The 14,099-nt window shown below is 37.7% G+C and carries 13 protein-coding genes; 9 read left to right on the forward strand and 4 right to left on the reverse strand.

Annotated elements, in window-relative coordinates; all coding sequences use genetic code 11:
* Positions 1–119: 119 nt before the first annotated feature.
* Positions 120–830, reverse strand: coding sequence for a hypothetical protein (locus tag IWB64_RS06830; RefSeq protein ID WP_194533293.1), 711 nt, complete (start codon positions 828–830; stop codon positions 120–122).
* Between the two features lie 167 nt (positions 831–997).
* On the opposite strand from IWB64_RS06830, the gene IWB64_RS06835 reads away from it, so the two are divergent.
* The 7 genes from IWB64_RS06835 (at position 998) to arfB (ending at position 8,158) form a co-directional block, all read left to right on the forward strand.
* A complete protein-coding gene (locus tag IWB64_RS06835; protein WP_194533294.1) occupies positions 998–1,642 on the forward strand; it encodes a thymidine kinase in 645 nt (214 codons plus the stop codon).
* On the forward strand, positions 1,635–2,744 hold the full coding sequence (gene alr, locus IWB64_RS06840; protein WP_194533295.1) for an alanine racemase: 1,110 nt from the start codon (positions 1,635–1,637) through the stop codon (positions 2,742–2,744). Before IWB64_RS06835 ends, alr begins: the two co-directional genes overlap by 8 nt.
* 98 nt (positions 2,745–2,842) lie before the next feature.
* On the forward strand, positions 2,843–3,247 hold the full coding sequence (gene mscL, locus IWB64_RS06845; RefSeq protein WP_194533296.1) for a large conductance mechanosensitive channel protein MscL: 405 nt from the start codon (positions 2,843–2,845) through the stop codon (positions 3,245–3,247).
* 210 nt (positions 3,248–3,457) lie between these two features.
* Complete coding sequence (locus IWB64_RS06850; RefSeq protein WP_194533297.1) at positions 3,458–4,447, forward strand: aspartate-semialdehyde dehydrogenase; 990 nt, start codon at positions 3,458–3,460, stop codon at positions 4,445–4,447.
* A gap of 98 nt (positions 4,448–4,545) precedes the next feature.
* Positions 4,546–6,675, forward strand: coding sequence for a prolyl oligopeptidase family serine peptidase (locus tag IWB64_RS06855; protein ID WP_194533298.1), 2,130 nt, complete (start codon positions 4,546–4,548; stop codon positions 6,673–6,675).
* Between the two features lie 94 nt (positions 6,676–6,769).
* Entirely contained in the window at positions 6,770–7,750 is a 981-nt protein-coding gene (locus IWB64_RS06860) for an ABC transporter ATP-binding protein (RefSeq protein ID WP_194533299.1), read from the forward strand.
* A 3-nt stretch (positions 7,751–7,753) separates the two neighbouring features.
* On the forward strand, positions 7,754–8,158 hold the full coding sequence (gene arfB / locus IWB64_RS06865) for an alternative ribosome rescue aminoacyl-tRNA hydrolase ArfB (RefSeq protein ID WP_194533300.1): 405 nt from the start codon (positions 7,754–7,756) through the stop codon (positions 8,156–8,158).
* 63 nt (positions 8,159–8,221) lie between these two features.
* Here arfB and IWB64_RS06870 read toward each other — a convergent pair whose 3' ends face one another.
* The 3 genes from IWB64_RS06870 to dinB form a co-directional block, all read right to left on the reverse strand.
* Positions 8,222–10,696 (reverse strand): TonB-dependent receptor domain-containing protein, encoded by a 2,475-nt coding sequence (locus tag IWB64_RS06870; protein ID WP_194533301.1) that lies wholly within the window; start codon positions 10,694–10,696, stop codon positions 8,222–8,224.
* A gap of 75 nt (positions 10,697–10,771) precedes the next feature.
* Entirely contained in the window at positions 10,772–11,593 is an 822-nt protein-coding gene (locus IWB64_RS06875; protein ID WP_226975825.1) for an AraC family transcriptional regulator, read from the reverse strand.
* Positions 11,594–11,829: 236 nt separating this feature from the next.
* The gene (gene dinB / locus IWB64_RS06880) at positions 11,830–12,930 is read right to left on the reverse strand and encodes a DNA polymerase IV (protein WP_194533302.1); all 1,101 of its coding nucleotides are present in this window, start codon (positions 12,928–12,930) and stop codon (positions 11,830–11,832) included.
* Positions 12,931–12,958: 28 nt separating this feature from the next.
* Here dinB and IWB64_RS06885 point away from each other — a divergent pair, with 28 nt between their 5' ends.
* Positions 12,959–13,633: an NAD(P)H-binding protein gene (locus IWB64_RS06885; protein WP_194533303.1), complete on the forward strand. Its 675-nt coding sequence runs from the start codon at positions 12,959–12,961 to the stop codon at positions 13,631–13,633.
* Complete coding sequence (locus IWB64_RS06890; protein WP_194533304.1) at positions 13,626–14,093, forward strand: CYTH domain-containing protein; 468 nt, start codon at positions 13,626–13,628, stop codon at positions 14,091–14,093. The genes IWB64_RS06885 and IWB64_RS06890 overlap by 8 nt, the downstream gene beginning before the upstream one ends.
* Positions 14,094–14,099: the final 6 nt, after the last annotated feature.

Genomic DNA, 14,099 nt, shown 5'->3' on the forward strand with positions numbered 1-14,099 from the left:
GGTGGTAAGGTTTTGGCGATAAAATAAAGAAAACTGCTATCTGAAACTAATTTCCAACAAAAAACCCTTCGTTCAAAACAAAGGGTCTATATTTTTTTGGATTTCGGATGGAGATTTATCTAAGAAAATTTTCGTTCAATAAATTGCATAAATCGCTCTGCATATTCTTCTTTACCAGCCCAGTTATTATAATCTGGCCTTACCATGTTATTAATAAAAGCAATGGAGCGCTCTTCACTATCTATGGTGTTTAACTGGGAGAGAACCCTGTTGTAATCCTCCATACTACCGTTAAACAAGTGCTTAACAAAAGCCAGCCTATTGTTAAGGTCTATTTTAAGTTCTTTGTTAGAAATTTTATCGTTCAGAGATTTTGTATGTACCTCTTTCTTTGGAGCGGCACCGTTCTGCTGAGGTGCAACTGGTTTTTGAGGTTCAAAAAGTTCTTGATCGTTTTTCATGTAATCCGGTTTGGACATGAACTCTTCTAATACTTCATCTACACGTTGATCGTGGCTAGGCATTTCAGAGATCATATCTTTTATGGTATCCATACCAGGTATCATTATATCTTCTTGGTGTGGATTGCTTTCGGGTACCGAAGCATTTTCGTTAAGCACGGCATTGGCCATTTTCTCGAATTTGGCAGCAATCACATTTTTTGAAACATCTATTTCTATATCGTTTAGCTGCTCTTCTATGTATTTAAGAACCGCTAATTTTTCATATAAGTTTTTAGCGACATCATACATCTCGCTCATATCCATATCACGAGCCGTGATAATATCAGTAGATAATTTTCGTAGCTCTTCCTTCAATTTTTTCTTCATCGGTCAATTTTTTCTAATTCTACCGGGTTGGGGTAAAAAAGGTATCTCTATCTTTGCTAACATTAAATTCTGAACTTTAGCGGAATGTTTTAATAAAAACAATGTATCCACTAAGGTTCTACAATATTAAGAACGAAAAACCCTATATTTTCGTCTAAAATTACAAAATGTTTCTCGAAAATACTGTTAATCATAAAGAACAATTCGGGTGGATAGAAGTCATCTGTGGTTCTATGTTCTCCGGTAAGACCGAAGAGTTAATCCGTAGGTTAAAACGTGCTCAGTTCGCCAAGCAAAAGGTTGAAATTTTTAAACCAACGGTAGATAATCGTTATGATGAGAACATGGTTGTATCTCATGATGCTAATGAAATACGTTCTACAGCTGTACCTGCAGCCGCCAATATCCGTATTCTAGGAGATACCTGCGATGTTGTTGGTATTGATGAAGCCCAGTTTTTTGATGATGAAATTGTTACTGTTTGTAACGATTTAGCCAACAAAGGAGTACGTGTTGTAGTAGCTGGTTTGGATATGGATTTTAAAGGAAATCCTTTTGGTCCTATGCCCGCATTAATGGCTACTGCAGAATATGTTACCAAAGTACATGCCATCTGTACACGTACTGGTAATTTAGCCAATTACAGTCATAGAAAGTCCAATAATGATAATTTGGTGTTATTAGGTGAAACGGAAGAGTACGAACCTTTGAGCCGTGGTGCATATTATAAGGCAAGATTGCAAGAAAAAGTAAAGCATTTAGAGGTGAAGAGTGAAGAAATAAAATCTAACGATAAGAAAATCGATGGCTAAAGCAGGTGAAACCGTTTTAGAAATAGACCTTTTGGCTCTAGAACATAATTACAGGTTTTTGAAATCAAGATTAGACCCTAAAACTAAATTTTTAGGGGTAGTGAAGGCATTTGCTTACGGAAGCGATTCTGTAGCGATTGTAAAAAAGCTAGAAGCTTTAGGAGCAGATTACTTTGCTGTTGCCTATGTAAGCGAAGGAGTTGCTTTGCGAGAAGCTGGAATAAAGACTCGGATTTTAGTGTTACACCCGTTACCGGTAAGTTTTGATAATCTGGTGGCTTATAATCTTGAGCCCAATATTTATTCGCCTAAAATATTGACCAATTTTCTACAGGTCGCCCAAAATAAGGGATTAAAACAATACCCTATTCACTTAAAATTCAATACAGGCCTCAATAGGTTGGGTTTTGTAGAAAGTGAGATAGATGTCTTAACAGGTGTATTGGAGAATCAAGATGAAATCAAGGTCGTTTCTGTTTTTTCACATTTAGCAGCATCCGAAGATTTAAAAGAGCAGGAGTTTACCGAAAACCAGATTGCGACTTTCGAACACCTTACCAAGGAGCTTCTTCCCAAATTAAAGCATACACCTATGCTTCATTTGTTAAATACCTCTGGTGTCATCAATTATGCAAAGGCTCAATATGATATGGTACGATGTGGAATTGGACTTTATGGATTTGGAAACGAAGCAGCTATAGATGCCCAGCTTAAGCCTACGGCAACACTAAAAACCGTTATTTCTCAGATCCATATAATTGATAAAGGTCAAAGTATTGGGTATAACCGAGCCTACAAGGCAGAAGAGGCTGTTGTAACGGCTACTTTGCCAATTGGTCATGCAGATGGCATTGGAAGACAATATGGTAACGGAAAAGCATATGTAACCATCAACGGAAAAAAGGCGCCAATTGTAGGAAATGTTTGCATGGATATGATCATGGTAAACGTTACTGGAATTGATTGTAAAGAGGGTGATGAGGTCATTGTTTTCGGTACTAGTCCAACTGCCGAAGAGTTTGCGAGCGGTGCTAAAACTATCTCGTATGAAATACTAACTGGTATATCGCAAAGGGTCGCTCGCGTGGTTGTTGATAATTAAAACCAGGGGCATCACGCCATAATTAATCCTTTTTTTGTTAATTTGCAGTGCATTAAGTTGCGCCATTAATTAAATAACCATTATAAACACTAATTATCATGTTAAAAGAATTTAAGAATTTTATTATGACGGGCAACGTCATTGATTTCGCTGTTGCAGTTATTATGGCTACCGCTCTTGGGCTAGTTATAAACGGCTTTGTAGCGGATATGATTATGCCGATTGTAGGTCACTTTGCAGGAGGTATTGATTTTTCAGCAATGGCTATTACACTTGACCCAGCTGTTATTGCTGCAGATGGTACAGTTACTACACCTGCAAACCAAATACGTTACGGTGCATGGATTAATAGCATCATTAACCTTATCATTGTTGGATTTGTAATGTTCTTAATGGTTAAAGCTTACAACAAAACAAAAGCTCCAGAGCCAGAAGCTGCTCCAGCAGGTCCTTCTCAAGAAGACTTATTGGCTGAAATTAGAGACTTGCTTAAAAAGCAATAAGAATAAAGGTTTTCCTAGTTTTTAGGGAATACCACCGCTGCACTGCAGTTTAGTCTTAAAACCGTCATTGAAGTTCGCAACTTCTTTGACGGTTCTTTTTTGCTTGATTGTTTTATTTATAACAATTTGTTAAATAATGATGATACGGATTTAAAATGCTTGTCAAGTCAATAGGGTTGCACTACATTTGTGCTTCTAAATTATTTAAAGATGAAAGTAGCCGTTGTAGGTGCCACCGGTATGGTTGGCGAGGTGATGCTCAAAGTATTGAGCGAACGTAATTTTCCAGTTACGGAATTGCTATTGGTAGCTTCTGAGCGTTCAGTAGGTAAGAAACTCTCTTATAAAGACAAAGAATATACAATCATAGGTTTGGCTGATGCCGTAGCTGCAAAGCCGGATATTGCTATATTTTCTGCTGGAGGTGATACTTCATTGGAATGGGCTCCTAAATTTGCAGAAGCAGGAACTACAGTTGTAGATAATTCTTCTGCTTGGAGAATGGATCCGACCAAAAAATTGGTGGTTCCTGAAATAAACGCAGGTGAATTAACCAAAGAAGATAAAATTATAGCTAACCCCAACTGTTCTACTATTCAGTTGGTAATGGCGCTTGCTCCATTACACAAGAAATATAAGATGAAACGTGTGGTTATCTCTACATACCAATCGGTATCAGGAACAGGTGTCAAGGCTGTACGTCAATTAGAGAACGAGATGGCTGGGGTACAAGGTGAAATGGCCTACCCTTATCCTATCAATAGAAATGCATTGCCACATTGTGATGTTTTCTTAGAAAATGGATATACTAAAGAGGAAATGAAGTTGGCACGTGAGCCACAAAAAATATTCAATGACCGTAGTTTTTCTATAAGTGCAACGGCAGTTCGTATTCCTACTGCAGGTGGTCATTCAGAATCTGTAAATGTTGAATTTGAAAACGACTTTGATCTAAACGAAGTTCGCAGAATGTTGAATGATACTCTTGGTGTTACTGTTCAGGATAATCCAGATACGAATACGTACCCAATGCCAATCTATGCACATGACAAAGATGAAGTTTTTGTAGGACGTATTCGTAGAGATGAGTCGCAACGTAATACTTTAAACATGTGGATCGTTGCAGACAACCTTCGTAAAGGGGCTGCTACAAATGCAGTACAGATTGCTGAGTATCTTCTAGAAAACCGTTTGGTATAAAAATCATATACTTTCTAAATTTTTAGTTAAAACCTATGCTGTGCAATGCCGGCATAGGTTTTTTTATGGTACTTTTAGCGAATTTCAATCGTTAAATCATGAAGAAATACCTTGTATTATTTTCATTGGGGGCAAGTATTTTTGCCTGCAAATCACAACCAAAAACAGAGACGAGCATTGTGAATTACCCTATAACCCATAAATCAGAGATTGTTGATACTTATTTTGAGATTCCCGTAGCAGATCCATATCGTTGGTTAGAAGATGATATGAGCGAAGAAACCGGTGCATGGGTAAAAGCACAGAATGAGGTTACTTTTAATTATCTGGAAAAAATTCCGTTTCGCGAGGCGCTTAAACAGAGGTTGGAGAAGCTGTGGAATTATGAAAAATTAGGTTCTCCTTTTAAAGAAGGTAATTACACCTATTTCTATAAAAATAATGGTTTACAAAATCAGTATGTCATCTATAGAAAGCAAGGTGAAGGTAGCGAAGAGGTTTTCTTAGACCCGAATACCTTTTCCGAAGATGGAACTACATCTCTAGCCGGATTAAGTTTTACCAAAGATGGTTCGCTTGCTGCGTATTTGATATCAGAAGGAGGTAGCGATTGGCGAAAGGCCATTGTTATAAATGCCCAAACCAAGGAAGTAGTTGAAGATACGCTTACCGATATTAAGTTCAGCGGAATTTCATGGAAAGGAAATGAAGGGTTTTATTATTCTAGCTATGATAAGCCGGAAGGAAGCGAGCTCTCTGCAAAGACCGATCAGCACAAAGTGTATTACCACAAATTAGGTACTTCTCAAAAAGAAGACCAATTGGTATATGGGGGAGTAGATGCTGAGAAGCACAGATATATAGGTGCATCGGTATCTGAAGATGAACGTTATTTGCAAATTTCTGCAGCTGTTTCAACTTCAGGAAACAAGTTGTTCATTAAAGACCTTTCAAAGAAAGATAGTCCGCTAGTTCCTATAATTGAGGATACGGATTCTGACAATTATATTATCGAAAACGAAGGTTCAAAACTTTATATCGTTACCAACAGAAATGCTCCAAATAAAAGGATTGTTACGGTTAATGCTGATAATCCAGCTGAGGAAAATTGGGTAGATTTTATCCCAGAAACCGAAAACGTATTAACGGCTGGTGCGGGCGGTGGTTATTTCTTTGCTGAATATATGGTAGACGCCATCAGTAAGGTGCTTCAGTATGATTACGAAGGAAATCTAATTCGTGAAGTTAGACTTCCTGGTGTGGGGAGTGCATCAGGTTTTGGGGGCAAAAAAGAGAATAAGGAATTTTATTTTTCTTTTACCAATTATATCATTCCCGGTTCATCCTTTAAATACAATGTAGAAACTGGTGAATACACATCGTATTGGAAGCCTAGTATAGATTTTAATTCCGATGATTATGAATCTAATCAGTTTTTTTATACCTCAAAGGATGGTACTAAGGTTCCTATGATTATTACGCATAAAAAAGGACTGGAACTCAATGGTAAAAACCCAACTATCTTATATGGTTATGGTGGTTTCAACATCAGTTTAACACCTGCATTTAGTATTGCGAATGCTGTTTGGCTTGAGCAAGGTGGGATTTACGCTGTACCTAATTTAAGAGGTGGTGGTGAATACGGTAAAAAATGGCATGATGCCGGTACTAAAATGCAAAAACAAAATGTTTTTGATGATTTTATTGCCGCTGCTGAATACTTAATTGATAATAAGTATACTTCTTCTGATTATCTAGCCGTTCGTGGTGGTAGTAATGGCGGACTTTTAGTTGGTGCTACTATGACACAAAGACCAGACCTTATGAAGGTGGCTTTGCCTGCTGTTGGAGTTTTAGATATGTTACGTTATCATACTTTTACCGCTGGCGCAGGATGGGCCTATGATTATGGTACATCCGAAGATAGCAAGGAGATGTTTGAATACTTAAAGGGGTATTCACCCGTTCATACTATCAAGGAAGGTGTGGAGTATCCGGCTACTTTGGTTACCACAGGAGATCACGATGATCGTGTGGTACCAGCACATAGTTTTAAGTTTGCAGCAGAACTGCAAGACAAACAATCGGGAAAAAATCCTACCTTGATTCGAATAGAGACCAATGCAGGTCACGGAGCAGGTACACCGGTAAGTAAGACCATTGAACAGTACGCAGATATTTTTGCGTTTACATTGTACAACATGGGGTTTGAAAAACTACCGTATTAATCTCAGTTCAAGGTAATAATGCTTTATTAAGAAAAATTAAATACCGATTTGACTTTTTTAGTATAAAGTCTTCCGGTTTATAGAACACTAATATATGTTACAAGTAGATCATGTGTCTTTTAACTATGAAGATGGTGTTTCCATATTGGAAAACATCAACCTAAAAGTGGCCAAAGGCGAACATGTATCCATTATAGGCGAAAGCGGTTGTGGAAAAAGTACGCTCTTAAAAATTATTTACGGACTCTTACATATTGAAGTTGGCGAAGTATATTGGAATGAAAACCAAGTTTTAGGCCCTCTTCATAATTTGGTGCCGGGTGAGCCGTACATGAAGTATCTCTCGCAAGATTTTGATTTGATGCCTTTTACTACGGTAGAAGAGAACATTAGCCAATTTTTGTCCGTTTTTGAACCCGAAGAGTTGAAAGAGCGCACGTTTGAACTTTTGGAGATGATCGAGATGACCAAATTTGCCAAAACAAAAGTGAAGTTGTTGAGTCGTGGGCAACAGCAACGTGTTGCATTGGCAAGAGTATTGGCGCAAGAGCCCAAAGTATTATTGTTAGATGAACCCTTTAGTAATATTGACAATTTTAGAAAGAACAGTTTACGCCGTAATCTTTTTGGTTATCTAAGGCGTCAAAAAATAACCGTACTAACGGCTACACATGATCATATGGATATGCTTCCGTTTGCAGATAGAGTAGTCGTGCTTAAAGATAAGTTCATTGTTGCTAAGGATAGTCCTAAAAACCTTTATGAGCATCCTAAAGATCTCTATGTAGCTTCTCTTTTCGGCGAAGCCAATAAAATTCCTATAAATATTGTAAAATCATATGCAGATACTAAAAGACGTATTATCGTTTATGCGCATGAGTTTAAGGTTTCAGGTAAATCCGGTTTAGAGGTTGTTGTAAAAGGAGCCTATTATATGGGAAGCCATTTTATGATTGTTGGTGTTTACGAGGGGGAAGATATTTATTTTCATCATGATAAGCCTCTAGAAGTTGGGAAAGTGATTTATCTAAATATTTCCATTGAGACTATTAACCAACGTATGGGAGATTCTTGAGTTATGAATAAATCCCAACTGCTTCAAGAATTGAATTTCAAGGCTGTTAGAAGCAGTGGTGCCGGTGGTCAGCATGTAAATAAAGTATCTACAAAAATAGATCTTAGCTTTTCTGTTGAAGACTCTAATGGACTTACCAATACGGAGAAAGAGCGTATTCATAGAAAAATAGGCCATAGGCTTACTAAAGAAGGCGTTTTACAAATGCAGTGTGATGAAAGTCGAAGTCAGCACCGAAATAAGGATTTGGCCATTGCCCGTTTTTTGAACCTCATAGAAGATGCGCTAAAGGTTAAAAAGAAACGTCGCAAAACAAAACCGTCAAGATCATCTATTGAAAAACGGTTGAAGCACAAAAAGAAGAACGCACAGAAAAAGACAAATAGAGGAAAGCCCCAACTCGATTAAAAATCATTGGGGCTTTCTTGTCCGGGATTTGGTCCCTATACTCAACTAAACATCAACTAGTTTTTAGAATTCTTGTTTACCAAATTCACTATCAATGAATTTGGATTTATTCTTGTTCTTATTGAAATTATATGATAGGTTCAATAACACCATATCTACCTCATACACATAATTTGTAGTGGTAAAAAATTCACCTTCGCGGTAGGTTGTAATACGTTGTTCATTCGTGTCCAATAACCCCATATCTATATTTTGCCATTGCAAAGTAGCCGTTAAGCGGTTATCTAAAAACGACTTTTTAAAGGTTAGGTTAGGCGAATAAAAACGGGAATCTTCACCTTGTGCCGTAACTCTTTCTGAGAGGTAATTGAATGTAAATTGTAAAGAAGCGGTTTCTGAAAAAGTATAGGTGCTGTTCGCATTTATAGAATACACAAAGGAGTTGCTGTCTACATCACGACCATCATATTCACCGTCAATGGAATAATTATAAAGGTTTGTCCCAATAAAATTGGACCAGTTTTCGGTAGCTTTTAGCTGGGTACCTATCTCCAATCCTATTGATTTTGCATTACCTACGTTAGAGTAAATTCGGTTTAGAATCGTATCGTTGTAGATTGTGTTTACTCTATTTACCAAGTTTTTGGTATCACGATAGTAGGCCGTGGCAAAAACAGAATTTCCACTATCAAAATTTTTACTGATACCCACTTCAAACAAGTCTATAAATTCAGGTTTTAGGGTTGGATCTCCTTGTTCTAAAGTTTCTGAGTGCTCGCGTTCTGGAAAAGGATTCATTTTAAAGGTTGCCGTACGCTCCACTCTTTTGCTGTAAGCCGCTTTTAACTTTATATTGTTCTCAAAAGTATATTGAACCGATGCCGATGGAAACGGTTTTACATAATCGTAAGCATAGGTAGTATCAATAAGACCTTGCTTGTCACGAAGGTCAAGTTCGCGGTCCATAGCTTCAATACGTACCCCTGCTGCATATTCCCATTTATCCTTAGCACCCGTTAATTGCACATAACCGGAATGAATACTTCTCTGAAGGTCTACTTCACTTGAAAATTCCGGAACAAGTTCAAATGCACCACCAGTTATATCATCTTTTCTCTCGTAAACAAAATCACCTGTATGGTCTAGGTTTCGGTATTGGTAGCCTGTTTCTAATTGACCAATTGCAAATGGTTTCCAAGCATAATCTAAGGAGAGGCGAATACCGTTCAGTGGGTTGTCATTAGTATTATATTCTTGTTGGTATATTATGTTTCTATCAGGTTCCCCTAAGTTATCACTTTCCGTAGGGCCGCCCAACAATGTGTATTCGTATAAAAATGAAGTTGATAGTTTGGACGTGTTGTCAAAAACATGCGAATAGTCAAAGCTTCCCAATGCAAAATCGCTTTTTCTAGTTCTTAAATTATGATTGTAATACTGAAAGGTATAAAATCGTTCACCCCCAACGGCTGGGGTAATCCCATGGTTATCGTAATACACGATATCGGCTAGGCGGTCTTTTTTTCTTTTCCCCCCGTAAAACGCCAGTGAATAGGAGTTTTTATCATCTGGAGCATAATCAACAGTAAACCGTCCGCTATAATTAATTTCATCAAAACTACGTTCTCCACTAGAAGGGAATTGGGTGAGAGTATCATTTATGATTGTAAAAACATCACCTTCACGTCTACCTCCAAGGTCGTTACGTTGGTAACTGGCACCCATAGAGATATTCCAATCGCCTTTACGAATATTGTAAGTGGCATCTGCACCGTAACGTTGATGGGCTTTGTCATTGCCGTAGGTTTCAAAAGAAGGAAGTCCCCCTTTTATATTTACTTGGGCAAAAGTCCCGTCTGCAGCACCTTTTACGGTAATGATGTTCAGGATGCCTGCTTTACCTTCGGGGTCATATTTTGCAGAAGGTGCGGTAATCACTTCAACACGCTCTATGGCATTCGCAGGAAGCTGGTTCAATAAGTTAGAAGCATTGCCTTGAACCGGATTTCCGTTAAGTAGAACCACAAAACCCATACTACCACGAACACTAATTTCTCCCTGTCCATCAACACTTACGGATGGTATGTTTTTAACCACATCTGTGGCGCTACCACCAAGGCTGTTTTGGAACGATTTCGTGTCAAATACCTGTCGGTCTATTTTATTGATGACGGTTGCACGCTGGCCTTTTATGACTACTTCTTCTAATTGGGTACCTCCAATCGTAAGCATTATAGTGCCAAGGTCTACACTTTTTCTATTTTGTATTGTAATGTCCTTTATAGTGTTCGTCTCAAAGCCGATAAAAGAAGTTTCTAGGTAATACGTTCCGTTTTTAACGCCTTCAATTGTGAAGAAACCATTGAGGTCTGTAATAACGCCGGTAACTAGTTCGCCATTCTCTTGGTTAAAGATGGCTGCAGTTGCGTACTCTAGAGGATACTCATTAGCTCCGTCCGTAATTTTACCGGTAATTTGGGCCGATATTGATAGCGGAACCAAGCAAATTACTACTACTAATAAATGATAAAACTTCATGTTCAATAGGTTTGGTATTAATTAGGTGTCAAAAATACCCTTAACCCCTATTGAATTATGGTCTGTTTGAAAAAGTTAAGGTACGATCGCTACTTTTTTAAATTGTAATGGTGTTTGACCTTCGTGACGTTTAAAATATTTGACAAAATGAGAAACATCCGTAAAGTCGAATTTGTATGCAATTTCGGTAACCGAAAGGTCAGTGTAAAGTAAAAGGCGTTTTGTTTCCTTCAATATATGGTCGGCAATTACAGTAGAAGCCGTTTTCTCATGTTTTCGTTTGCAAAGTGCATTGAGATTTTGTGCCGTGGTGTTTAGTTTTTGCGCATAATATGCAACATCGTTCTTTAATTTGGTTTGCAGCAATTCTTCAAAACGTTCTTCTAAATTGTTTGCGGACACCTTTTCATCAATCTCTACATAGGTCAATATTTTAGAGAATAAGGCTTTGAGAACACCTTCTACCAAAATATCTCTACTGGCACAGTTTTCCTGGATTTCTTTTGATGCAATTTCAAAAAGTGACTGAATACTAGAATCATAAGAGGGGTTGATTACTCTTTTGTTCCCTAGCTGCCTTAGTTGTAAGTTGATATGTTTGTCCAAGGTCTTTTCTAAAAAACCTTCCTTTATAATGATAACAAAACCTTCAGGAACAGTATCTATTTCCCAGTGGTGGACTTCATCCTTTTTGATAATAAAAATTACGGGTGGCTCTATAGCATATCCTGTTTCATCCATGTAATGCATACCACTGCCCTCGCTAAAATAAACCAGCTCCATATACTTGTTGTGACGGTGTGGTTTGGTGTAGCGCTTATTAACATCGAACGGCTCGATTTTAATATCCGCCAGAGCAGAAATTTTGGAATAGGTTCTAATTTTGGTTCGTATCAATCGGACTGGTTTTAACAAGATTGTTTGCTGAAATCATCTGTTGAATCAACACATATTTTTAGATAGCGTAATTCGCATTCTATGCTAGATATAAAGATAACGGATTATAGTGCCGCCTGCAGGTTCCTACCACTCCAGAATGGTAGCAAATTCTAACACAAAGTGTTTAATTTGTAGCACTTTGGGATAAATATTTAAAATAATGTTAATTTTTTCGTCTAAAAGTAGTGTGAAGCTTAAAACTCAAATTTTAACTGCACCGAGACTACTTCCTTTTTTGAGTCTTTTTCTTCCTTTTCCGTATTGAGATTGGCTAGAGAAATACCAAGTAAACGTACGGAGTTTTGTAATTTCTCCTGATACAGAAGTTCTTTAGCCGTTTCTAGGATAAGGCTCTTGGCAGAGATAAAGTAAGTTAAGGTCTTACTTCTGGTATTAAGTGTGAAATCACTGTATTTAATTTTTAAGGTGACGGTTTTGCCGGCAATATTGGCTTTTTTTAAACGCTTTTCCAGTTCTTCCGCAATATGGTCCAAACGCTCTAACATAAATACTTCACTACTCAGATTTTCATTGAAAGTACGCTCTGCACCCACAGATTTTGGAATACGGTGGGGTTTAACCTCGCTGTTATGAATACCGCGAACAACGTTGTAATAGTAACTACCGCTTTTTCCGAAGTTTTCTTCTAAAAAGGCTTCTGTTTTTAGTTTTAGGTCTTTACCGGTAAAGATACCTAGCTTGTACATTTTTTCGGCAGTAACCTTTCCTACACCATAGAATTTGCGGATTTCAAGGTCTTCTAAAAATTGCAATACTTCTTCTGGATTAACCGTTTTTTGTCCGTTTGGTTTGTTGATGTCACTGGCAACTTTTGCAATGAATTTGTTTATAGAAATTCCGGCGGATGCATTAAGGCCTGTAGCATCAAAAATCTTTTGCCGTATCTCTTTCGCCAGTAAAGAAGCAGATGGATTTCCTTTTTTATTGACTGTAACATCAAGATAGGCTTCATCTAAGGAAAGGGGCTCTACTAAATCGGTATACTGATAGAAAATACCGCGTACGATTTTAGAGATTTCTTTATATCTATCAAAGCGCGCATTTACAAATATGAGTTCAGGGCAATTACGCTGAGCCATAACACTGCTCATGGCACTACGAACTCCATATTTTCTGGCTTCGTAACTTGCTGCGGCTACTACACCTCTTTTTGAACTTCCGCCAACGGCAACGGGCTTTCCTCGCAATTCAGGATTATCCAATTGCTCTACAGATGCATAAAAGGCATCCATATCAACATGAATAATTTTTCGCAATGGAAAATCGTTTGACATACTGCAAAATTAAGTTATATTTAGTTGGATGGAAACACAAACAAAAACGGCGATTATACTAGGAGCAACTGGTCTTACCGGAGGTATTTTGTTGCAGTTATTACTTGAAGATGATCGTTATGGGAAAATAAAATTGTTCTCTCGTTCCAGTGTGGGTCTCTCGCACAAGAAAATAGAAGAGCATTTAGGCGATTTGATGCACCTAGAACAATTTAAAGAAGATTTTAAGGGAGATGAACTTTTTTGTTGCATTGGTACTACCAAGTCTAAAACACCTAATAAGGAGACGTATAAAAATATAGATTACGGTATTCCCGTAACGGCAGCCAAGCTTTGTACTCAAAACGGAATTTCTACTTATTTGGTAGTTTCTGCAATGGGAGCGAGTGCAAAAAGTACTGTCTTTTACAATAAAGTAAAGGGTAAAATGGAAGATGCTGTCCTTAATGAAAAAATTAAGAATACCTATATCTTTAGACCATCATTAATTGGTGGTAAACGAGAAGAAAAGCGAACCGGAGAATTGTTGTTTAAACAGTTAATGAAGGTGATGAATCTTGTTTTGGTGGGGCCACTGGCAAAATACCGTTCTATTGAACCTGACGCAATTGCAAAAGCTTTGGTAATAGTAGCTAATACAGGTTACGAGGTAAATAAAATAGAATCTGATCAAATAAATAAAATAGCAGCTTTAAGTGATTGAAATTGAACGTAAATTCTTGGTAACGTCTACGGCGTATCAAGAGCAGGCCTCATCTAAAGAACGAATTGTTCAGGGTTTTTTAAATACCGATAAAGAGCGAACCGTTAGGGTTCGTATAAAAGACCAATCGGGATTTTTAACGGTAAAAGGAAAGTCAAACGATGCAGGAACCATCCGTTTTGAATGGGAAAAGGAAATTTCGGTTTCCGATGCAGAGCAGCTGTTGCTCATCTGTGAACCTGGAATTATAGATAAAGTACGGTTTAGGGTTCCATCAGGTTCGCACGAATATGAGGTAGATGAATTTCATGGTGAAAATAAAGGTCTTGTTGTGGCAGAAATAGAATTGGAATCTGAAAACCAAGCGTTTAAAAAACCATCATGGTTGGGTAAGGAAGTAACGGGAGAAGTAGCCTACTACAACTCTCAACTAAGCAAAAATCCATTTAAAAATTGGTAGCCAAAG

It is taken from the genome of Zobellia nedashkovskayae, from assembly GCF_015330125.1.
Taxonomy (GTDB): domain Bacteria; phylum Bacteroidota; class Bacteroidia; order Flavobacteriales; family Flavobacteriaceae; genus Zobellia; species Zobellia nedashkovskayae.